Raw genomic sequence first — 22,581 nt, forward strand, 5'->3', positions numbered from 1 at the left:
GGCAGGTTCAGGCAGAGTTGATCGGCCCGGATTGAGATAACCAGATCCGGGGACCGGGAACCAACCGCGGCGACCAATCTTTATAGGTCCTTTATCAGTTCGATACACCCGCAGGTCCGTTGTAACGGATCTTTCAGCTCGCGCCCTGGTTCGGGCCGTCGGCGTGCGCCGTACTGATCGCCGCGTAGCTTTCCCGCAGCAGCCTCTCGTCCGGACCCTGCAGGATCCGGGCCCGTGCAAGATCTTCCAACACAACGAACCGCAGTGTCGAGCCCCGGGTCTTCTTGTCCAACGCCATGTTCTGCAGCAGGTCGTCGAACGCCTCGGGTTGATAACTGACCGGCAGCCCGACCGCCTCGAGAACGGTTGCGTGCCGGGATGCCACCTCCTCGGACAGCAGCCCCGCCCGACGGGCAAGTTCGGCGACGAACACCAGGCCGACGCTGACCGCGTTGCCGTGTCGCCAGCGGTATTTCTCGCGGCGCTCGATCGCGTGGCCGAGGGTGTGGCCATAGTTCAGGAGTTCGCGCCCGACCTGATTGCCGACAGATGTGGTCTCCTTCAGGTCCTTGGCAACAACGGCCGCCTTGACCGCGACCGAACGGTGGATCAGCTCGGCGAGTTCGGCGGAATTGGTGTCGAGGACCGCGTCCGGCCGCTCCTGGACCAGGTCGAGGATGGCCGGGTCGGCGATGAACCCGCACTTGATCACCTCGGCCAACCCCGGCACCAGTTCCTCGGCCGGCAACGTCCGCAGCGCGTCGAGATCACACAGTACGCCCGCCGGCTCGTAGAAGGCGCCGACCAGATTCTTGCCCTCGGCAGTGTTGATGCCGGTCTTGCCGCCGACCGCGGCGTCGACCATGCCCAACAGGGTGGTCGGGACCGTGACCAGCCGGACACCGCGCAACCAGGTGGCGGCAACGAACCCGGCGAGGTCGGTTGCCGCACCGCCGCCGACGCCGATGATCGCGTCGGATCTGGTGAAGCCCGCCTTGCCCAGCGATGCCCAGCAGTAGGCGACCACCTCGGCACTCTTGGCAGCCTCGGCGTCCGGGACGGGCAGCCGCAGCACCGCGTACCCGTTCTTGGCGAGTCGGCGCTCCAGGCCGGAGACCAGATCCATGGTCGTCTGCTGGTGGATGACCGCAACCCGCTGGCTGTCTCCGACCAGGTCGACGACGTCGTCGGCCAGCCCATGGCCGATCGTCACCTGATAGGGCTGCTGGGTCTGTACGCCGACGATCACCGTCGGCCCACTCCTGGATCGGTTCGGCTTGAGCGCGGTCGGATCGATCGCGTTCGGATCAGTCAAGATCACACCACTCCCGGGTCGTGGTTCGGTCGGCCCCCGACGTTGGTTGCCCTTGTCAAGACTGCGTCAAGACCGCGCCGTGCGCAGGCCCGGCAACTGCTCGATGATCGAGTCCACGAGCTCGGCGGGCCCGCGGTTGTCGGTCGCCAGGCTGATCGTCGCCACCGCTGCGTACAAGGGCTGGCGTTCACGCATCAGTTTGATCAACTGACCTCGTACGTTACCCAGCAACAGCGGACGAGCAGTATTCAGGCCGATTCTTTCGGCTGCGGCGGCGATCCCGACCTGCAGCCACACCACCTGGTACGACTCCAGCGCATCCCGAATCGCGTCCGAGGTCACCGCTCCGCCGCCCAGCGAGACGACGCCGGACTCTTCGGCGAGGATCTCCAGGGTCGTCGCGGTCTCCAGCTCCCGGAAGACCGGCTCGCCATCGCTGGCAAAGATTTCACCGATCGTCTTGCCGGTGCGTTCCTCAATCACCTCGTCGACGTCGACGAAGGTGCGGCCGAGCCGTTCGGCCAGCGACCGGCCGACGGTCGACTTGCCGGAGCTGGGCGGCCCGACCAGGATGATCGGGCCACTCCGGGCGGCCGAGCCGGTTGCCGCCGACCGGTCGTCGGGGAGCCGGTCACTCATGGAGCTGCAGTCCCCGCTCCGCAACGTCGGCCAGGTAGCTACGGTGGTTCCGGGCCGCCTCCGTCACCGAGTCACCGCCGAACTTCTCCGTGGCCGCGTCGGCGAGCACCAGGGCCACCATCGCTTCGGCCACCACACCAGCGGCCGGGACCGCGCAGACGTCGGAGCGCTGATTGTGCGCGACAGCCGGCTCAAGGGATCCCGTGTCAACGGTGCGCAAAGCCCGCGGAACGGTGGAGATCGGCTTCATCGCTGCGCGGACGCGGAGCACTTCACCGGTGCTCATGCCGCCCTCGGTGCCCCCGGCGCGGTGGGAGGCCCGGGCAATGCCGCCGTTCTCCAGGACGATCTCGTCGTGGGCGCGGCTGCCCCGGACCCGGGCGAGTTCGAAGCCGTCGCCGACCTCGACACCCTTGATCGCCTGAATGCCCATCAACGCACCGGCCAGCCGGGCGTCCAACCGCTTGTCGCCCTGGATGTGGGAACCGAGGCCGGGTGGCAGCCCCCAGGCGAGCACCTCGACCACGCCGCCGATGGTGTCGCCCTCCTTCTGCGCGGCCTTGACCTCCTCCAGCATCTTTTCGCCGGCGGCCGCGTCGAAGCAGCGCAGTTCGTGGCCGTCGATGGCCGGCAGGTCGTCGATGGTCGGCATCAGACCGTACGCCGCCCGGATCGGGCCGATCTCGACGACGTGGCTCAGCACCGTGATCCCGTACGCCTGCTGCAGGTAGGCCATCGCGACCCGCCCCAGGGCGACCCGGGACGCCGTCTCCCGGGCGCTGGCCCGCTCGAGGATCGGTCGCGCCTCGTCAACGCGGTACTTCTGCATCCCGACCAGGTCGGCATGTCCCGGGCGTGGCCGGGTCAGCGGCGCGTTCCTGGCCAGCCCGGCCAGGATCTCCGGATCGACCGGGTCCGGCGACATCACCGTTTCCCATTTGGGCCATTCGGTGTTGGCGATCTCGATCGCGACCGGGGACCCCAGAGTGACGCCGTGCCGGAGTCCGCCGATCATCGTCACCCGGTCGGCCTCGAACTTCATCCGGGCGCCCCGGCCGAAGCCGAGCCGCCGCCGGGCGAGGGCCGCCGAGATGTCGGCCGACGTCACCTCGACACCGGACGGGATTCCCTCCAGGATCGCCACCAGTCCCTGGCCGTGTGACTCTCCTGCGGTCAGCCAGCGCAGCATGCCCGGAACCCTCTCATCCGATACCTTTCAGGCCCCTTCATGACCCTCACGACCTCTCATGTCGGGCAGTCTTTCACGCCGGCCAACACCTTCCGGCCGGCGTCCAGCAGCAACGCGGCCGGCACCGTCCGACCGGTCATCAGTTCGATCTGGCCGACGGCCTGGTTGACCAACAGGTCCAGCCCGTTGAGCACCGTCCGGCCGGCCTGTGCCGCGGCGTCGGCAAGTGCGGTCGGCCAGGGATCGTAGATCACATCGAAGATCACCGGGGCAGCCGCGGCCGCCTGGTCGGCGATCGGATCCGCCGCACCCTTGGTCACAGTGGAGATCAACACGTCCGCGGCGGGCACCTCCGCGCCCCAGGCGCTGACCTGCAGGCCGACGCCCAGCCGGTCGGCCAGGCCACCCAGGGTCCGCCGGGCATGATCAGGACGGCGCGCCATCAGCCGTACCACCTCGGCTCCCATCCGGGTCACCGAGATCAGTGATGATCGTGCCGTGGCACCCGAACCCAGCACAGTCGCGGAGTTGATCTTGTCGACGCCGGCCGCCGCGAATGCCGCGACCAGACCACCGACATCGGTGTTGTAGACCTTCGGACGCGACCCGGGCTCGAAGATCATCGTGTTGCCTGCGGCGGCGAGCAGACTGACCTCGTCCGGTTCGCCGACCTCCAGGGCGGCGACCTTCAGCGGCATCGTCAGACTGAGCCCGCGCCAGGAATCGTCAAGCCCAGCGACGAAATCGGCGAGTTGATCAGCCTCGATCCGGTGCCGTTCGTACTCCCAGTCGCTCAGCCCGAGTCGGGCGTAGGCGGCCCGGTGCAGGGCCGGGGACAGGGAATGCTCGATCGGTGAACCGAGAACTGCGCAGCGTACGGTCATGGCCGGATGATCATCGCCCATCGGGGAAGATCAGCAGCGACCGGGGTGCTTGCCGCACCAGGCCTGGAACTCTGCGACGTACGCGTCGTGTTGGGCCAGCGTGGTGGCGAACTTCGTCTCGCCGGTGTCCGGATTGACCGTGACGAAGTACATCCAACTGCCGGATGCCGGGTTCGCCGCCGCCTGCAGTGAGGCCTTGCCCGGTGCCGAGATCGGTCCGGGCGGCAGCCCGACGTGCTTGTAGGTGTTGTACGGCGACGCGTTGGCCCGGTCGGCCGGGGTCGTGGTCACCCGGTCGGACTTGTTCAGGGCATAGTGCACGGTGGAGTCCATCTGCAGCGGCATCTTGTGCGCCAACCGGTTGTAGATCACCCGGGCGGCCTTCGGCCGGTCCGCGGGGCGGCGGACCTCCTTCTCGATGATGCTGGCAACGATCACGATGTCGTAGGGCGACCGGTGCATCGCCTGCGCCCGGCCCTGGAGATCAAGACCGTCGGACACCGTGCCGAATCGCTCGGTCATCTGCTTCAGCACCGAGGTCGCCGACGTGTCACCGGTCAGTTCGTAGGTGTCTGGGAACAGGAACCCCTCGGGTCTGTTGTGCGCCCAGTCCGGCAGCCCGAGGTTCTGCGGCTTCTTCAATGCTGCCTGGAAATCCTTGCGGCTGATCTTGGTCTGCTTGGAGAGTGAGGCGACCTGATCACTGAGCCGGAGGCCCTCCAACACCTGCACCGTCTTGCGGATGCGGTACTTCGCCGGGTGGGTCAACCGGTTCAGCGCGGACGCTGCCGGCACCTGGGTGCGCATCTTGTAGGTACCGGCCTGCACCACCGGGTTGCCGTTGTACTTCTCGATCGCCTTCTTGAACGCCTTCGTCGACTTGATCACATCGGCCTTCTGCAGGTCGATGCCGATAGAGGTCAGCGACGCACCGGACGGCACAGTGAAGCGGACGTCCTTGGTGCCGCGGGCGTCGGTGTAATCCGGGGTGGACAGCGTCTCCTCGGCGAAGACCGAGAACTTCTGCCAAGCGAACAGCCCACCGGCCAGGATGATGCCCAACGCGACCAGGACGGCCAGGCAGCTCTTGCCGCGCTTGACCGCGGTCTTGCTGCGCCGTTCCGGCGGCCCGTCGAGCAGATCTGTCACGTCGTCGGGTTTCCTTGTCCCCTCGATGAGCTCGGTCTCCTCGATGAGCTCCTGGTCAGTTCGACCGGTGTCAGGCATCACTTCGTCCGATCGGTGGGAAATAGTAGCTGGCCCGGCGCCGTACCCGTGGAACGCTCGGTCTGGAGCGCGCGGTCAAGGATCTCCCGCGCAGCTTCGGAGTCGATCAGTCCTCGCTGTTTCTTGGCCGATTTTCCGCCTGCCCTGAGGCGGCCGGCCGCCATCACCGTACTCAGTCGCTCGTCGACCAACCGGACTGCCGGCGTGTCGCGGCCGAACCGGTCGGCGAGCGCCTCCAGCAGGCCGTCCACCTTGCCGCGGATCTTCACCGCCGCCGGCCCCTCGGTACCGTTCAGCGACCGTGGTAGGCCGACGACCACCTCGAGCGGCCGGTATTCGTCGACCAGGTCGGCGATCCGGCCAAGTTCGCCGTCGCCGGCTGGTACGAAGTCCAGTGGTACGGCCAGCATGCCGTCGGGGTCGCTGACTGCGACACCGATCCGGGCGTATCCCCAGTCGATGCCCAGTCGGCGACCCCGACGGGAACTCATCTGCACCTGATCCCTCGAACCCCGGCCGCTCTGCTGTGCCTAGCCGGTCTGGAGCGTGTGGCCGATGGCGTACTCGACGTCACGCAGCGCATCGGCGATCCTGCTGCTGTCGCTGCCGCCGCCCTGGGCGATGTCGTCGCGGCCGCCGCCCCGTCCGCCGAGGGTCTGGGTGGCGACCCGCACGAGGTCTCCCGCCTTGAGTCGCCGGAACCGCGCGCCGCCGGTGGTCGCGATGACCACGCTGGGCTTGTCCGGCGTGCCGCCGACCAGGGCGACCACCGCCGCCTTCTCCTGGACCCGGTCGCGAACCTGGGTGGCCAGCGTCCGCAGGTCACCGCCGGTCACGCCCGGCACGTGGTCGGCGACGTAGGCCACGCCCCACATGTCGTGCGCCTTGGCCAGGATCGGCTCGATCGCGGTGGAGAGGTTCTGGCTCTTCAGCTCCGCGATCTGCCGCTCCGCATCCTTCAGCTGGGAGACCATCCGGTTGATCCGGTCGACCAGCTGGTCGGGTTGCACGTTCAGCGCCTCGGTCAGCCCTTGGACCAGTGCCCGCTCCTGGGCCAGCTGCTGGAACGCCTCCATGCCGACGAACGCCTCGACGCGGCGGATGCCGGAGCCGACCGAGGACTCGGCGTTCACCGCGATCAACCCGACCTGCGCCGACTGCTGGACGTGAGTGCCGGCGCACAGCTCGCGGGACCAGCCCTCGCCCATGTCGACCACGCGGACGATGTCGCCGTACACCTCGCCGAACAGGCCGATCGCGCCGGACGCCCGCGCCTCGCCGATCGGCATCTCACGGGCGACCACCCCGAGGTCGTCACGGATCGCGGTATTGGCGATGCCCTCGATCTTCTCCCGTTCCGACTCCGACACCTGGTTGCCCCAGGCGAAGTCGAGCCGCAGGTAACCGGGTCTGTTGAACGAACCGCGTTGCAGTGCGGTCGGGCCGAGGATCTCGTGCAGCGCCTGGTGGATCACGTGGGTGGCCGAGTGCGCCTGGCAGGCGCCGAGCCGCCACTGTGGGTCGACCTCGGTGCTGACCACCTGGCCGGTTCGCAGTTCGCCGTCGACGACCTTGGCGTGATGCACGACCAGCCCCTTGACCGGCCGCTGCACGTCGACGATGTCCAGCACCGTTCCGTCGGCGGTGGTGATCCGGCCGTGGTCGCCGGACTGGCCACCCGATTCCGGGTAGAACGGCGTCTCCTCCAGCACCACCTCCACGGTGTCGCCGGGTCCGACCGCCTCGGTCAACTCTCCGTCGGAGATGATGCCGCGGACCTGGGACTCGTTGCTCAGCGTCCGGAATCCGACGAACGGCGTTTCGCCGCGGTCGCGGAGCTGGGCGTACGCCTGCACCGCCTGGGCGTTGCCCTTCTTGGCCTTGGCGTCCGCCTTCGCCCGCTGGCGCTGCTCATCCATCAGCCGGCGGAAGCCCTGCTCGTCGACGTTCAGGCCCTGTTCGCCCGCCATTTCCAGGGTCAGGTCGATCGGGAAGCCGTACGTGTCGTGCAGCTGGAAGGCCCGTTCGCCGCTGAGCGTGGTCTGCTGGTTGCGCTTGGCATCGGAGACCGCGAGATCGAAGATCTGGGTGCCCGCGGTGAGCGTCCGGGAGAATGCCTCCTCCTCGCCGTAGGCGACCTCGCTGATCCGCGGCCAGTCGTTCTCCACTTCCGGGTAGGACGCCTTCATCACATCCCGGCTGACCGGGAACAGCTCGCCGAAGGTGGATTCGTTGACGCCGAGCAGGCGCATCGACCGGATCACCCGGCGCAGCAGCCTGCGCAGCACATAGCCGCGGCCCTCGTTGCCGGGGGTGACACCGTCGTTGATCAGCATCAGGCCGGAGCGGACGTGATCGGCGATCACCCGCAGCCGTACGTCGTCCTCATGGTCCGCGCCGTAGCGGCGGCCGGACAGCTCCGAGGCCTTGTCGAGGACCGGGTAGACCTCGTCGATCTCGTACAGGTTGTCGACACCCTGCAGCAGGTACGCGACCCGCTCCAGGCCCATGCCGGTGTCGATGTTCTTGCGCGGCAGCTGGCGCAGCACGTCGAAGTCGTCCTTGGCGCGGACCGCGGACAGCTCCTCCTGCATGAAGACCAGGTTCCAGATCTCCAGGAACCGGTCCTCGTCGACGACGGGACCGCCGTCGGGACCGTACTCGGGTCCGCGGTCGACGTAGATCTCGCTGTTCGGTCCGCCCGGGCCGGGGATACCCATGTGCCAGTAGTTGTCCAGGAGCCCGCGGCTCTGGATCCTCTCCTCCGGCAGACCGGCGATCGCCTTCCACAGGCCGCGGGTCTCGTCATCGCCGTCCAGCACGGTGACCCAGATCTTGTCCGGGTCGAAGCCGAGGCCGCCCGCCTCCTGTGACTTGGTGATCAACTCCCAGGCGTAACGGATCGCGCCGTCCTTGAAGTAGTCGCCGAAGGAGAAGTTGCCGTTCATCTGGAAGAAGGTGCCGTGCCGGGTGGTCTTGCCGACCTCTTCGATGTCGGCGGTCCGGACGCACTTCTGCACGCTGGTGGCGCGCGGCCACGGGTTGGGTTCGGCGCCGGTGAAGTACGGCTTGAACGGCACCATCCCGGCGTTCACGAACAGCAACGTCGGGTCGTTGTAGATCAGCGGTGCACTCGGCACCTCGTGATGATCGCGTTCGACGAAAAAGTCCAGGAAGCGGCGTCGGATCTCCGCGGTTCTCATGCTCGTAGTCCTCCTTGCCGCCGAGGGGTCACAAAATCCTCAATATCTGCGGCGTGTCGTCGCCTTGACGACCCCTCGTCAGGCAGCTGCTGTGGGAGCGGGGCTTCCGGCTGTCGGCCGGGAGCGGCTCAGCGCTCTCCATTGTCGTCGGTGGGCTGGTTTCGGCCGAGCGCGTCGAGGATCTCCTCTTCGCGTTCGGCCATGGCAGCTCGTGCCCGATCGACGAAATCTGACGCGGCCGTACCGATGCTCCCGGCGCGTTGGCCGACGCCCTGGCGTACACGTCCGGCGATCGCCTCCGGGCGCGACTTCGCCAGGTAGTCACGGGTCTTCTTGATCACGAAGATTCCCGCGGCCACTCCCAGGGCGAACCAGATCAGGCGCTTGATCATCGCGGGATCACTTCTTCCGGCGCGCGGTCTTGCCGGACCTGCCCTCGCCGCGGATGGCCTTGCGGATGCCGTAGGTGAACGCGGCGGTCTTGACCATCGGGCCGCCGAGGGTCGCCGAGAACAGTGTCGCCATGTTGGCCGCGTTCTCGCTGACCACGGTGGCGTGCTGGCTCACCTTCGCCAGGTCCGCGGTTACGACCGACAGCCGCGAAAGCTCCTCGTTGGTCGCCCGGACCGTACCCTGCATCTCGGTCAGGATCGGAACGCTCTCGTGGCCGATATCGCGCACCGCGAGCCGGACCTCTTCCAGGACCCGGCCGAGTTTGAGCAGCGGAATCGCGAAGAGGATCACCAGAATCGCGAAAGCGATCGCCGCGATCAGGCCGGCAATCTCCCCAATGGTCATCGGTTCCTCTCCTGCTCGTACGTTTGTCTGCCCACGAACCCTACCGTGCTGGCCGCAGCACTCCTGCACTCATATCCGCCGCATGGGTATCCCGGCCGAAGCGTACGAATCACGACCGCTCGTCCCGCTCGCCCAGCTCGTCGCCCGCAACGCCGTCCTGCAACCCCGGTGCCTCCTCCCCCATGGGTCAACGTTTGACCTTCCGACCCGGACCCGCCGCTCCCCGCGCCGCTCGCAAGGTCAAAGTTCGACCGTGCGGCTCCGACACGCCGAAGGTCAGAGCCCGTGGATCAACGTTTGACCTTCCCACCCGGACCCGCCGCCCCCGCGCCGCTCGCAAGATCAAAGTTTGACCGTGCGGCTCCGACACGCCGATGGTCAGAGCCCGTGGATCAACGTTTGACCTTCCCACCCGGACCCGCCGCCCCCCGCGCCGCTCGCAAGATCAAAGTTTGACCGTGCGGCTCCGACACGCCGATGGCCAGAGCCCGTGGATCAACGTTTGACCTTGCGAACCCGAGTCCCGGTCGTCCCAAGGTCGGAGTTTGAGCTTGCGTACCCGACGCCGACTCCCCCATGGTCAAAGTTTGAGTCTGCGGATTGGGGCGAAGGGACGGCGAACTCGCCGAGATCGTCGGTGGCACCCGCTGGGCTGTGGATATCCGTACGTCCTGGCGCACGGTCCGGCCCAGACTTGCCGGGTGCCCACGACCGCCTGGGAACGAGAGCTGCCCTTCGCCGTACGTCCGGAGTCCGCCGCGACATTGATCGACCAGGGGATAACCCGCGGCATCTACCGCGGCCGCGAGTGGCGTCGCGTACGGCGTGGCTATTACGTCCCTGCGAGAGCAGGGTGGCTGCCCGACGAACAACGCTTCACCGCCGCGCAGCGGATTCTCGACGTCACGCCTGCCTTGTCGGGACAGGCGGCGCTCGCAACGTGGGCCGCGGCGTACATCTTCGGCGTCGACTGGTTGGACGGCTTCGACCCGAACACGCTCGAGGGTCTGCCGATCGACATCGTTGCCGGGGACCGCCGCCGACGGCAGCGCAAGGGAATCACCTATCGATTCACGGCGCTGCCCCACGACGAAACCGTCATCCGCCACGGAATGCGGATCACCGCTCCCATCCGTACGGCCTTCGACGGCGCGCGATGGGCCGGTTCGCTCGAGGACGGTGTGGTCTTCGTCGATGCCATCGCCCGGTTCTGCAGGCTCGATCTGGACGAGCTCAAGTCCTACGTCGCCGAGCATGCGCAATGGATCGGGATCGAGCAGGCCACGGCGGCCGTCGCGCTGGCCATGCCGGCGGTGAAAAGCACCTGGGAGAGCCGGTTGCGGATGTGCTGGCTGATCGACGCCGCACTGCCTCCACCGCTGATCAACGTCCCGATCTTCGACCCGCGCGAGCACCTGTTGGGGATCGTCGACCTCTTCGATCCTGAATCGGGTCTTGTCGCCGAGTTCGACGGCGGACAACACCGCGATCCCGAGCAGCATCGGCTGGACAACATCCGGGAGGAGAGTCTCGAGTCAGCCAACCTCGTGGTTGTGCGCTGCGACAAGACCGACATACGCCGGGCCCGCCGGCAACTCGTCGACCGACTGAACGTCGGTCATCGGCGCGGCCAGGCGCGCGATCGGTCCAATGACACTTGGACTCTGCGACAGCCCGCCTGGTGGCGACGACGATCCGCGCGATGGCCGCCGGATGGCGTCCCGCTCACGTAACTCGCAAGCTCGAAGTTTGACCGTGCGGCTCCGACACGCCGGTCGCCCCAGCCGCAGGATCAAACTTTGAGCTTGCGGGGGAAGCCGGGGGCGCGGCGGAAGCGGGGCGCGGCGGAAGCGGGGGCCGCGACGGAAGTGGGCGGGGGCGTGGGAGTCAGGTCGGATCGGGTGGATCGGCAGCGCGGACCAGGCCTTCCACGGCAGGGCGGAGCAGGGCGGCGACGTCGGCGGGACTGCGGTCGGTCAGCGGCTCGACCTGCAGCAACTCCCGTGCGATCGCCACCCCGAGATTGGTGGCGAGCAGAAGGTGAGCGCGGGCGTCCCGGTCCTCACCGGGAAGCGCTTCGGAGAGCAGGCGGGCGAGGTTGGTCAGTTCCGCGCGGGCGTGCTCCCGGGCGTCCTCGTTGGTCAGCATGGAACGCAACTGGGCGAGCGCTCCGGTTGCCCGCTCGTCGAGTTTGGCGGTCAGGCTGTTCAGTACGAAGTCGGCGGCATCGTCGATCGCCAGATCCGCGCCATCCCCCGGCTCCCCCATCACGTCGCCGAAGAGCGCACGCTTGTTGCCGAAGTAGTGCAGCACCAACGCAGGGTCGACCCCTGCCGTGGACGCGATGTCGCGCACCGAGGTCCGGTCGAAGCCGCGCTCGCCGAACAACCTGGCTGCGGCCTCGGCGATCCGCTGTCGTGTCTGTTCCTTCTGCTGAGCCCTGATGCCGGGAACCATGAGTTCACTCTACGACTGTTGAACGAACGGGCCGATTCGTTCTACATTCGTTGAATGAATCTTTCGCCCGAGCAACTGATCGGTCGCTATCACGCAGCGATGACCGCCGCCGACGCCGACGCCTTCGCCGACCTGTACGCGCCGGACGGCGTCCACGAGTTCCCGTTCTTCAACCCGTACGGAGTCACGCGACTCGAGGGACCCGCCCAGATCCGCGACTTCTACCGGCCGCTGTGGTCAGCCACTGACGTGGTCCTCGACCGCGTCCAGAGCACGGCGCTCCACCGCATCGACTCCCATACGGACGCCCATACGGACGCCCATACGGACACCCATACGGACACCCATACGGACACCCACACGGACACCCACACAGACACCCACACAGACACCGCCACCGACGGCACAGTGATCGACGAACTGGTCTCGATGGGCCGTCGCGGACCGGACGGCCGCCCGTTCCGGCTGGCCGGACTGGTCATCCTGACCGCCCGCGAGGGCAAGATCGTCAACGTCCGGGACTACCTGGACCTGATGGGTCTGGCCGCCAGTGAAAACCGCTGAGCGGCCCCGTGATCAGGAGGGGTGATCAGGCGAGGTGGCAGGCGACCTGGCGCTCGCCGGTGTCGGCGGCCAACACCGGCAGCGGAGTGCTGACACAGATCCGGCCGCGCTCACCCGCCTCGGCACGTAGCGGACACCGCGGATGGAACCGACAACCTCCCGGGATCCGCGTCGGATCCGGCGGCTCACCGGTGAGCAACGGATGTGGCGCCTGGCCGGCCGAGGTGACGGCTGCGATCAGGGCCTTCGTGTACGGATGGGACGGCGCCTGCAGGACCTCCTCCACGGTGCCGATCTCCACAATCCGTCCGAGGTACATCACCGCCACCCGGTCCGCGATGTTCCAGGCCAGACCAAGATCATGGCTGACCACCAGCGCCGACAGCCCGAGTCGTTTCCGCAGGTCAAGGATCAGCTTGAGGATCTCGCCGCGCACCGACGCGTCCAACGACGACACCGGTTCGTCGGCGATGATCACGTCAGGGTCGAGCGCGAGCGCACCGGCGATCACCACCCGCTGTTGCTGACCGCCGGACAACTCGTGCGGATAGCGGGCGAGATAGTTCTCCACCGGCCGGAGCCCGGCCTGTTCCATCGCTGCGTGCACCCGCCCGGTGAGATTCTCCCGGAGTCCGTGCAGCCGCAAACCTTCGGCGACCGAATCGAAGACGTTCTGCCGCGGATTGAGTGCGGCCGCCGGATCCTGCAGCACCAGTTGGACATGCCGGCGGTATTCCTTCAACGCGGCCGACCGATAGCCCACGGGCTGCGATCGGTAGGTCACCCGCCCCGTCGTCGGCTTGATCAGACCGACCAACACCCGGGCCAGGGTGCTCTTCCCGCAACCCGACTCGCCGATCAAGGCCACGATCTCGCCGGAGCCGATGGTCAGGTTCACGCCATCGACGGCCCGCGCCGGCCGCCGGCCCCGCCGCCCGGGGAAGGTCACGCCCACGTCGCTGACTTCCAGCAGGGGCGCAGCACTGTCGCCGGGCGACGCCGCCTGCTCCACCGGCCCGACAGCCGGGGAGACATCGGAAGCGCGCGTGAACCCGTTACGGGATGCGGACGTCACGCCAGCACCTTCAGACACGCCGACTCCCGATCCGCGCCGGCCGGCCACAGGTCGATCCGGCTGGTCGTACATTCCGGCATCGACACCGGACAGCGCGGCTGGAACGGACAGCCGACAAGATCATTTCGGAGATCCGGAGGGTCACCGGCCAGACCGCTCGGCGCCAGTCGTGAACTCGGATCGCCGATCGTCGGGAACGCTCCCGCCAATGCCCTGGTGTAGGGATGCTGCGGGGAGTCGATCAACTCCTTCGACGGCCCGATCTCCACGATCCGGCCGGCGTACATCACCGCCAACCGGTCGCAGACCGAACTCAATACTGACAGGTCATGGCTGATCATGATCATGCCGATCCTGCTGTCGGCGACCAGTTCGGTCAGCAGGCCGAGGATCTGGGCCTGCACGATCACGTCCAGAGCGGTCGTCGGCTCGTCGGCGATGATCAACTCCGGGCGGCAGGCCAGCGCCATGGCGATCATCACCCGCTGCCGTTGCCCGCCGGACAGCTCATGCGGATAGCTCGTCGCGCGCCGCGCCGACACCCCGACGCTGTCCAGCAGCTCGGCAGCCCTGGCCCGGGCCTCCCGCTCGCCCACCTTGTCGTGCAGCAGGATCGGCTCACGGATCTGTTCGCCGATCGTCCGGACCGGGTTCAGGGCACTCATCGCACCCTGGAAGATCACCGACGCCTCCGCCCACCGGACCGCGCGGATCCTCGCCCACCGGGCCTGGATCAGATCCTCGTCCTTGAACCGGACCGACCCGGTGACAGTCGCGCTGGGCGGCAGCAACCGCAGCAGGCTCAACACCGTCGTCGATTTCCCGGATCCCGATTCCCCGGCGATCCCGAGCGTCTGACCCGGCTCGAGACTGAAACCCACCCCACGTACGGCGCGGACCACGTCCCCTCCGCTCCGGTAGCTGACCGCAAGATCGGAGACATCCAGCAGAGTCACCGGTTCACCAGCCTCGGGTTCAGGATGGCCTCGACGGCCCGGCCGACCAGCGTGAAACCGAGTACGACGACCACGATCGCCAGCCCCGGCGGCAGGACGTACCACCAGGCACCGGCGGTGATCGCACCCTGGGTGAACGCCTGGTTGATCATCGAACCCCAGCTGATGTCGGTCGGGTCACCCAGACCGAGGAAGGTCAGGGTCGTCTCCGACAAGATCGCCCCGGCAACCGTCAGCGTGCTGGAAACCAGGATCAGCGGCATCACGTTGGGCAACACATGCCGCACCATGATCTGGGTGTTCCCGGCACCGAGCGCACGGGCCCGTTCGATGTACGGCCTGGCTTCCACCGCGAGCGTCTGGGCGCGGACCAATCGCGCGGCGCCGGTCCAGGAGGTGACTGCGATGGCAACGGTGATCGACACCGGACCCTGACCGAGGACGACCGACAGCGAGATCGCCAGCGGAAGGCCGGGCAGGGCGATGAACCAGTCGGTGACCCGCATCAGGAGGTTGCCCGCCACTCCCTGGTAGTGCCCGGCGATCAATCCGATGCCGGCTCCGATCACCACCGTGGCGACCGTCGCGATCACTCCGATGGCCAGCGAGGGACGCGATCCGTAGATCAACAACAGCAGCACCGAGCGTCCCGGCTGATCGGTGCCCAGCGGATAGCCCGCCTGCGGCGGGGCCAGCAGCGGACCGGTCGCCGACGCGGCGCTGAGGTCGTCGTCGGAGATCCACCACGGCGCGGTCAGGGCCATCACGGTGAACGCCACCAGCACCACCAGGCCGACCATCCCCCACCGGTTGCGGAGATAGGCGGAAGTGAAGTTGCGCAACGCCTGGGTGCGCGGCGGTGTGCCGGTCCTGATCATGGTCGATGTGGTGGCGGTCATTGCGCACGCACCCGCGGATCGATCACCCGGTAGAGCAGATCGGCCACTAGGTTCATGGCGATGATCGACGCGGAGAAGATCACGAAGGTTCCCTGCAGCAGTTCAAGATCAGGGATCTTCAGTGCGTCGTAGGTGAGCAGGCCGAGACCGGGCCAACTGAACACGGTCTCGACGGTGATCGCGCCGGAGATCAAGCCGCCGATCTGCAGGAAGATCACCGTCACCGTGGGAAGCATCGCGTTGGGTAATGCGTGTCTGCGCAGCACGTCGTCGTCCCGCAGTCCCTTCGCCCGTGCGGTGAGCAGATACGGGCTGCCCAGCTCGTCGATCAGCGAGGACCGCATGATCGTGACGTATTGGGCGAAGACCACAAGCACCAAGGTCAGACAGGGCAACGCCAGATGCCAGCAGACGTCGAGGACCTGGGCGAACGGACCCCCGGTGAATCCCGGCGTCGTCATGCCGCCGGACGGGAACAGCGTCGGGATCGGACCGACCCCGGTGCCGAGCACGATCAACAGGATCAACCCGAGCCAGAAGGTGGGCACCGACCACAGGGTCAGCGAGACCCCGGACGCGATCCGATCCAACCACTGCCCCGGTCGCCAGCCGGCCCTGGCTCCCAGCCACAGACCGACGACGATCGAGATCAGCGTCGACGAGCCGGTGAGCAGCAGGGTCGGACCGATCCGGGGCAGGACCAGCGAGGCGACCGATTGGTTGTAGCCGTAGGAATAGCCGAGATTCAACGTGATGCTGTGCCAGACGTAGATCGCGAACCGCTCCAGGATCGGCTCGTCGAGGCCGAGCGACTTGCGCAGCGCCGCCAGCTGCGCAGCATCCATCGGCTTACCGGTCGCGCGGGCGATCGAGGCGACCGGGTTCTGCGGCATGATCGTGAACAGCACGAACCCGATCACCAGCACGACGAACAGGCTGATCAGCGCAGTGATGATCTTCCGTGCCAGATAGGACCAGAACGCCGTCCGTTCGACGCGTTCCCTGCCAAGTGGATCCTGCTCGGATTCGACGAGCTCGGTGGTGAGGACGGACGCCATCAGATCATTCGCGATCGCCGGCCGTGCGACGCCGTCGCAGGCCGAAGAACACCCCGATCGCCGCCAGGACGACGACGACACCGATGACCGTGCCGATCAACGGCGCCCTGCCGGACGAAGTGGACGTGGTCTGAGCCGCAACCGGCGCGGCATGGGTCCAGTTGTAGAACAGGCTCTGCAACGGGTAGACGCCCTGGGCGTCGCCCTTGCCGGTCATGTAGCTGACCTTGTCGGTACGGACCGCCGACAGGCCGTCCTTGTAGTAGAGGATGACGTCGACCGCGGCGTCGTAGAGGATGCTCTGCATCTGCTGCATCGTCTGCGCACGGGCCTTCTGGTCCAGCTGGGTCTGCTGCAGGGCGTACAGCTTGTCGTAGTTCTTGTTGCAGAAGAAGGAGTCGGTGTTGCCGCCCTGCCCGTTGTCATCGGGCAGCACGCCGCAGGTCTGGATGCTCAACAGGTACGTCGGATCCGGGCCGGTCGACCAGCCGTCCATCAGGATGTCCCAATCACCCTTGGCCAGATTGTCGTTGAGCTGGCTGAAACTCATCGGCTCGACCTTGAGCTTGATCCCGATCGCCTTCATCCACGGCACCAGATAAGTCGCGATGGCGGCGTCGTTGCTGTCGTCGGAGTGGATGCCGAGACGGAAGCTCAGTTGCTTGCCGGTCTTCTTGTCCACCCGGATCCCGTCGGAGCCCTTCGGGTAGCCTGCCTGGTCGAGCAGCTGGTTGGCCTTGTCCGGGTCGTACCCGATCTTCTGACCCGCGCCGGGTTGCCACGCCCACTGCGGGTAACCGGACGGGACATAGCCGGCGCCGACCTGACCCAGACCGTCCAGCACCTTGGTCACCAGGGTCTGGCGGTCGATGCCGTACTCGATCGCCTGCCGCACCGTCTTGTCGTGCAGGATCGGATTGCCGGTGCCGATCGACTTGCCCGACTTGGTCCGGGCGCCGGGGTTGATCTCGATCGCGGTCCAGCCGGTCGGTTCCTGCCGGTAGGTGGTGATCCCCGATGTGCCGTTCAGCGCCTTGTACTGGGTCGCGGTCAGGCTGCCGTTCTGCTGCACCTGTCCGGTCTTGAGCGCATTGACGGCGGCGTCGGAGCTGGAGAAGTACTGGCTGATCAGGGTGTCGTACTTGGGGGCCCCGAGAACGAAGTCCTTGTTGGCCTTCAGAGTGGCGTAGGTGGTCTTGAAGGCGGTCAGCGTGTACGGGCCGTAGCCGACGACCGGCTTACCGTCGGTCGGGATGCTGGTGTACGCCTTCAGGTTCGAGACGTGGGCCTGCCAGATGTGTTGGGGCACAACCGGAAGCGACTCGTACAACAGGTTGGCCTGCTTGGTCTTGGTCTTGACGATGAAGGTGGTGTCGTTGGGCGCCGAGACCGAGGCGATGTTCTCGACCAGGGTGCCGTTCGCGGTGGCCGCGACGGTGTTGGTCATCACCAGGTTGTAGGTCCAGGCGATGTCCTTGGCGGTCAGCGGTTGGCCGTCGGACCATTTGAGGTTCGGGCGGATGTCGAAGGTCCAGGTCAGACCGTCCGGCGAGGTGGTCCACTTCGAGGCCAGGTACGGCGCCGGCTGGTTGTTCCGGTCGCTGTAGGTGAGCGCCGGGAAGATCATGCTGATCACGTTCAGTTCGCCGTCGTAGTAGGAGACGAACGGATTGAAGGTGGTCATCTGGGTGTCCGCGACGACCGTCAGCGTTGTGTTCCTCGGGGTATCGGCTGACGCCGGGACGGTTCCGCCGAGTATCGCCATGGCGCTGCAGAGCACCGCGCCCAGTAGTGCGACGACGGCCCGGATCGGCGCCCGCCGTTGACCTGTGACGATCATCCTTCACGACTCCTTCATCGATGTGCTCGCCCAGACGGTACCGGAGCTTGATTCCGGCCACGTTACGGGGATCCGCGCGTTCCGACGGCGGCTCTCAGCCTCGTCCGAGCAACTCGTTGATCTTCTTCAAGCGTTCGGTGACGGCCGCCTCGGTGCCGTGCGTGGTCGGCCGGTAGTAGTCGGCGCCCTCGAGCACATCTGGCAGGTATTGCTGGGCCGCGATGCCGTGCGGCTCGTCGTGGGCGTAGCGATAGCCGACGCCGTGACCGTACTTCTGCGCGGACGCGTAATGGGCGTCGCGCAGATGCGGTGGGACGACGCCGATCTTGCCATCCCGGACATCCGCCCGGGCCTCACCGATGGCTGTCACCACGGCGTTGGACTTCGGGGCCAGCGCGCAGTGGATCACCGCATGGGCCAGGGTGATCGCGCCCTCGGGCATACCGATCAATTGCACCGTCTGGGCCGCGGCGACGGCGACCTGGATCGCTGTCGGGTCTGCCATCCCGATGTCCTCGCTGGCCAGGATCATGATCCGGCGGGCGATGAACCTCGGGTCCTCACCGGCCTCGATCATCCGGGCCAGGTAGTGCAACGAGGCGTTGACGTCGGACCCGCGCATCGACTTGATGAAGGCGCTGATCACGTCGTAGTGCTGATCACCGTCGCGGTCGTACTGGACAGCGGCGCGGTCGACCGCACGCTCGACGATGGGCGGATCGATGATCATGGAATCCACGGCCCTGGCCCCGGCCGCGGACTCCTCGAGATAGGTGAGCGCACGACGGGCGTCGCCACCGGCCATCCGGAGCAGTGAGTCGCGGGCATCCGGGGTGAGTTCGAAGGTGCTGCCGTCGGGACCCTTCAGCCCGCGATCGTCGGTCAGCGCCCGGTCCAGCAGGCCCGAGATGTCCTCGTCGGTCAGCGGCTTGAGGGTGAGCAGCAGGGACCGGGACAGCAGCGGTGAGATCACCGAGAAGCTCGGATTCTCCGTGGTTGCGGCGATCAGCGTCACCAGTCGGTTCTCCACCGCCGGCAACAGGACGTCCTGTTGGGCCTTGGAGAACCGGTGCACCTCGTCGACGAACAAGACCGTCTGCCGGCCGCGGCCGAGGTCACGTTTGGCCTGGTCGAGAACCGCCCGGACCTCCTTGACGCCGGCGGTGACCGCGGACACCTCGACGAACCGCCGGTCGGTCTGCCGGGACACCACCGAGGCGATGGTGGTCTTGCCGACGCCCGGCGGCCCCCAGAGGAACACCGACATCGGCTCCCCCGCTGCCAGCCGGCGCAGCGGCGAACCGGGCGCCAGCAGGTGCTGCTGTCCGACGATCTCGTCCAGCGTGCGCGGTCGCATCCGGACGGCCAGCGGCGTACCGGCATGTTGATCACTGCCCAGGCTTCCGCCGGCCGGTGCCACAGCACTGGCAGCATCCTTCGGTTCGGCGATCGGCTCCCCGAACAGGTCCTCACTCATCGCTGCCTCACTCTCCCACCCGCCGAGGGGTCAGTAAATCCCTCATTTCTGCGGCGTGTCGTCCGGGCATCTCAGCCCGCGGGATCCGCGGTCCGCGACACGCCGTCCATATTGGTGATTTTGTGACCCCTCGGCGGATGGGGGGTGGGTGGACCGCCGTACATCGGGGGTCGCGACACGCCGCGAATATGAGGGGGATATGTGACCCCTCGCGCTATTCGGGGTTGGCGTCGATGCCGGCTTCCTTGCGCTGCTGGGCCGTGATCGGGGCCGGGGCGTCGGTCAGCGGGTCGACGCCGCCGCCCGACTTCGGAAACGCGATCACCTCGCGGATCGAATCGGTATCCGCGAGCAGGGCGACGATCCGGTCCCAGCCGAAGGCGATGCCGCCGTGCGGCGGTGCGCCGAAGGCGAAGGCGTCGAGCAGGAAGCCGAACTTCTCCTGGGCCTCCTCCTGCGACAGGCCCATCACCGCGAACACCCGCTCCTGGATGTCCCGGCGATGGATACGGATCGAGCCGCCGCCGATCTCGTTGCCGTTGCAGACGATGTCGTACGCGTAGGCCAGTGCGTTGCCCGGGTCGGTGTCGAAGGTGTCCAGGTTCTCCGGCTTGGGCGAGGTGAAGGCGTGGTGTACGGCGGTCCAGGCGCCGGAACCGACCGCGACATCGCCGGCCGCGACAGCGTCGGAGGACGGTTCGAACAGCGGCGCGTCGACCACCCAGACGAAGGACCAGGCGTCCTCGTCGATCAGGCCGACGCGGTGACCGATCTCCAGCCGGGTGGCGCCGAGCAGGGCCTGAGCCTTGGACCGCTCGCCGGCGGCGAAGAAGACGCAGTCGCCGGGCTTCGCACCGGTCGCGGCGGCCAGACCGTGGCGTTCGGCGTCGCTGAGGTTCTTGGCCACCGGCCCGCCGAGCTCGCCGTCGTCGCCGACGAGCACGTACGCCAGCCCGCGATGCCCGCGCTGCTTGGCGAACTCCTGCCAGGCGTCGAGCGTCCGGCGCGGCTGCCCGGCGCCGCCGGGCATCACGACCGAGCCCACGTACGGCGCCTGGAAGACCCTGAACGGGGTGTCGGAGAAGTAGTCGGTGAGTTCGGTGATCTCCAGGTCGAACCGCAGATCCGGCTTGTCGGTGCCGTACTTGTTCATCGCGTCGGCGTAGGTGATCCGCGGGATCGGGGTCTGCACCTGATGGCCGATGAGCTGCCAGATGTTGATCAGCAGTTCCTCCGACAGCGCGATCACGTCGTCCTGCTCGACGAAGCTCATCTCGATGTCCAGCTGGGTGAACTCGGGCTGCCGGTCGGCGCGGAAGTCCTCGTCTCGGTAGCAGCGGGCGATCTGGTAGTAGCGCTCCATGCCGCCGACCATCAGCAGCTGCTTGAACAGTTGCGGGCTCTGCGGCAGGGCGTACCAGGACCCGGGCTTGAGCCGGGCGGGCACCAGGAAGTCGCGGGCACCCTCGGGTGTCGAACGGGTCAGGGTCGGGGTCTCGATCTCGACGAAGTCGTGGTCGGCCAGGGTGTTGCGGGCGACCCGGTTGACCTCGCTGCGCAACCGGATGGCCCGGCCGGGAGCCGGGCGGCGGAGATCGAGGTAGCGGTACTTCAGCCGGGTGTCCTCACCGACATTGACCCGCTCGTCGATCTGGAACGGCAGCGGCGCGGCCGGGCTGAGCACCTCGAGCTCCTTGGTGACGACCTCGATCTCGCCGGTCGGCAGGTCAGGATTGGCATTGCCCTCCGGACGCTGGTCGACGACGCCGGTCACCTTGATGCAGTACTCGTTGCGCAGTTCGTGCGCCCCGGACGCGGCCAGGATCTCGTCGCGGACGACCACCTGGGCGATCCCGCTGGCATCCCGCAGGTCGAGGAACGCCACCCCACCATGATCACGACGCCTGGCGACCCAGCCGGCGAGCGTTACGGTTTCCCCGGCGTGCTTGGCCCGCAACGTACCGGCCTGATGGGTGCGAATCACTGACATTCCTCTCGTGCGACCTGCGTCGGGTCCCAGAATTCGGGCCCTAGCGATCCTACGGGTCCGCCCGAGCCCCGATCACATCGCGGTGTTGCCTGTCGAACGACGAGAACGTCCTTCCGAACGGGGGCAACGGGCCCGAACCCGCCGATCCGTCCCGCCGGAATGACGTTCCTGTCTGTCCGCCTATCAATCCGGACATGTCAGTTCTGCCCGACGACCACCGTTGCGCCGATGTCGTCATCGGTGATCACCGACGCCATCAGCCCGGCCGCCGTCAGCAACCGCAGATCGGTGGCGACCTGCTCGCGCCCGGTCTCGATCAGCAGCGCTCCACCCGGGCACAACCAGGATTGTGCCTCGGCGATGATCCGGCGATGGACGTCCAGCCCGTCGGGACCGCCGTCCAGGGTGATCAACCGTTCATGATCACGCGCCTCGGCCGGCATGAAGGCGATCTCCGCAGACGGCACGTAGGGGGCGTTGGCGGTGATCACCCGGGCGTGGCCGCGCAGACCGGCGGGCAGCGGCCTGAAGAGGTCGCCCTCGAACACGGCCGCCCGGACACCGAGGTTCTGCCGCGCGCAGTCGACGGCGACCGGGTCGATCTCGGTCGCGTACGCCTCCAGGCCGCCGATCCGAGCTGTCACCGCAGCGGCGATCGCCCCGATCCCGCAGCACAGGTCGACCAGGACGTCACCGGGTGTGCAACGGCGTACCGCCTCGGCCACCAGCAATCCGGTCCGGGTCCGTGGGACGAAAACGCCCGGAGCCACCGCCAGCCGGAGCCCGCAGAATCCCGCCCAGCCGAGGATCTGTTCCAGCGGCTCGCCGCCAACCCGTCGGTCGGCCATCGCGTCCAGTTCTGCCCGATCGGATGCCTGTTCGACCAGCAGCCCGGCCTCGTCCTCGGCGAAGACACAGCCCGCCGACCGCAACCTGCCGATCAGCAGGTCGCGTACCTCCGGGCCGGCAATCACGACCGGGAACGCTACACCTCCGGTGCGAAGAGCCGA

The 22,581-nt window shown here is 67.4% G+C and carries 20 protein-coding genes; 2 read left to right on the forward strand and 18 right to left on the reverse strand.

All coding sequences use genetic code 11. The features are described 5' to 3' along the window. Positions 1–133: 133 nt before the first annotated feature. The 9 genes from aroB to GJV80_RS07885 form a co-directional block, all read right to left on the reverse strand. The gene (gene aroB / locus GJV80_RS23770) at positions 134–1,315 is read right to left on the reverse strand and encodes a 3-dehydroquinate synthase (RefSeq protein ID WP_370518825.1); all 1,182 of its coding nucleotides are present in this window, start codon (positions 1,313–1,315) and stop codon (positions 134–136) included. 66 nt (positions 1,316–1,381) lie between these two features. Then, the gene (locus GJV80_RS23775; RefSeq protein ID WP_230208235.1) at positions 1,382–1,954 is read right to left on the reverse strand and encodes a shikimate kinase; all 573 of its coding nucleotides are present in this window, start codon (positions 1,952–1,954) and stop codon (positions 1,382–1,384) included. Further along, positions 1,947–3,143, reverse strand: coding sequence for a chorismate synthase (gene aroC, locus GJV80_RS07855; protein ID WP_154687419.1), 1,197 nt, complete (start codon positions 3,141–3,143; stop codon positions 1,947–1,949). The genes GJV80_RS23775 and aroC overlap by 8 nt, the downstream gene beginning before the upstream one ends. A gap of 56 nt (positions 3,144–3,199) precedes the next feature. Next, on the reverse strand, positions 3,200–4,027 hold the full coding sequence (locus GJV80_RS07860; RefSeq protein WP_230208236.1) for a shikimate dehydrogenase: 828 nt from the start codon (positions 4,025–4,027) through the stop codon (positions 3,200–3,202). Between the two features lie 30 nt (positions 4,028–4,057). Then, entirely contained in the window at positions 4,058–5,254 is a 1,197-nt protein-coding gene (gene mltG / locus GJV80_RS07865; protein ID WP_154687421.1) for an endolytic transglycosylase MltG, read from the reverse strand. Further along, positions 5,254–5,745, reverse strand: a complete 492-nt coding sequence (ruvX, locus tag GJV80_RS07870; RefSeq protein WP_154687422.1) for a Holliday junction resolvase RuvX — start codon at positions 5,743–5,745, stop codon at positions 5,254–5,256. Before ruvX ends, mltG begins: the two co-directional genes overlap by 1 nt. 39 nt (positions 5,746–5,784) lie before the next feature. After that, complete coding sequence (gene alaS, locus GJV80_RS07875; protein WP_154687423.1) at positions 5,785–8,457, reverse strand: alanine--tRNA ligase; 2,673 nt, start codon at positions 8,455–8,457, stop codon at positions 5,785–5,787. Positions 8,458–8,585: 128 nt separating this feature from the next. Further along, positions 8,586–8,849: a hypothetical protein gene (locus tag GJV80_RS07880; RefSeq protein ID WP_154687424.1), complete on the reverse strand. Its 264-nt coding sequence runs from the start codon at positions 8,847–8,849 to the stop codon at positions 8,586–8,588. A 7-nt stretch (positions 8,850–8,856) separates the two neighbouring features. Continuing rightward, a complete protein-coding gene (locus GJV80_RS07885) occupies positions 8,857–9,255 on the reverse strand; it encodes a DUF948 domain-containing protein (RefSeq protein ID WP_195909234.1) in 399 nt (132 codons plus the stop codon). A gap of 701 nt (positions 9,256–9,956) precedes the next feature. On the opposite strand from GJV80_RS07885, the gene GJV80_RS07890 reads away from it, so the two are divergent. Beyond that, a complete protein-coding gene (locus GJV80_RS07890) occupies positions 9,957–10,988 on the forward strand; it encodes a hypothetical protein (RefSeq protein ID WP_154687425.1) in 1,032 nt (343 codons plus the stop codon). Between the two features lie 154 nt (positions 10,989–11,142). Here the strand turns inward: GJV80_RS07890 and GJV80_RS07895 are convergent, their stop codons facing one another. After that, on the reverse strand, positions 11,143–11,712 hold the full coding sequence (locus GJV80_RS07895) for a TetR family transcriptional regulator (protein ID WP_154687426.1): 570 nt from the start codon (positions 11,710–11,712) through the stop codon (positions 11,143–11,145). 54 nt (positions 11,713–11,766) lie between these two features. On the opposite strand from GJV80_RS07895, the gene GJV80_RS07900 reads away from it, so the two are divergent. Beyond that, positions 11,767–12,276, forward strand: coding sequence for a nuclear transport factor 2 family protein (locus GJV80_RS07900; protein ID WP_154687427.1), 510 nt, complete (start codon positions 11,767–11,769; stop codon positions 12,274–12,276). A gap of 25 nt (positions 12,277–12,301) precedes the next feature. Here the strand turns inward: GJV80_RS07900 and GJV80_RS07905 are convergent, their stop codons facing one another. From GJV80_RS07905 to GJV80_RS07940, 8 genes are all read right to left on the reverse strand, one after another. Then, positions 12,302–13,351, reverse strand: a complete 1,050-nt coding sequence (locus GJV80_RS07905) for an ABC transporter ATP-binding protein (RefSeq protein ID WP_230208237.1) — start codon at positions 13,349–13,351, stop codon at positions 12,302–12,304. Next, positions 13,348–14,307, reverse strand: a complete 960-nt coding sequence (locus GJV80_RS07910; RefSeq protein ID WP_154687429.1) for an ABC transporter ATP-binding protein — start codon at positions 14,305–14,307, stop codon at positions 13,348–13,350. The genes GJV80_RS07905 and GJV80_RS07910 overlap by 4 nt, the downstream gene beginning before the upstream one ends. Then, complete coding sequence (locus GJV80_RS07915; protein ID WP_230208238.1) at positions 14,304–15,206, reverse strand: ABC transporter permease; 903 nt, start codon at positions 15,204–15,206, stop codon at positions 14,304–14,306. Before GJV80_RS07915 ends, GJV80_RS07910 begins: the two co-directional genes overlap by 4 nt. Continuing rightward, positions 15,203–16,264: an ABC transporter permease gene (locus tag GJV80_RS07920; protein WP_154687430.1), complete on the reverse strand. Its 1,062-nt coding sequence runs from the start codon at positions 16,262–16,264 to the stop codon at positions 15,203–15,205. The genes GJV80_RS07915 and GJV80_RS07920 overlap by 4 nt, the downstream gene beginning before the upstream one ends. A 4-nt stretch (positions 16,265–16,268) precedes the next feature. Next, positions 16,269–18,104, reverse strand: coding sequence for an ABC transporter substrate-binding protein (locus GJV80_RS07925; RefSeq protein ID WP_154687431.1), 1,836 nt, complete (start codon positions 18,102–18,104; stop codon positions 16,269–16,271). Between the two features lie 94 nt (positions 18,105–18,198). Further along, a complete protein-coding gene (locus tag GJV80_RS07930) occupies positions 18,199–19,581 on the reverse strand; it encodes a replication-associated recombination protein A (protein WP_154687432.1) in 1,383 nt (460 codons plus the stop codon). Positions 19,582–19,795: 214 nt separating this feature from the next. After that, entirely contained in the window at positions 19,796–21,565 is a 1,770-nt protein-coding gene (gene aspS, locus GJV80_RS07935) for an aspartate--tRNA ligase (protein ID WP_195909235.1), read from the reverse strand. A gap of 203 nt (positions 21,566–21,768) precedes the next feature. Then, positions 21,769–22,545: a putative protein N(5)-glutamine methyltransferase gene (locus GJV80_RS07940; protein WP_230208239.1), complete on the reverse strand. Its 777-nt coding sequence runs from the start codon at positions 22,543–22,545 to the stop codon at positions 21,769–21,771. Positions 22,546–22,581: the final 36 nt, after the last annotated feature.

It is taken from the genome of Microlunatus sp. Gsoil 973 (assembly GCF_009707365.1).
Classification (GTDB): Bacteria; Actinomycetota; Actinomycetes; order Propionibacteriales; family Propionibacteriaceae; genus Microlunatus.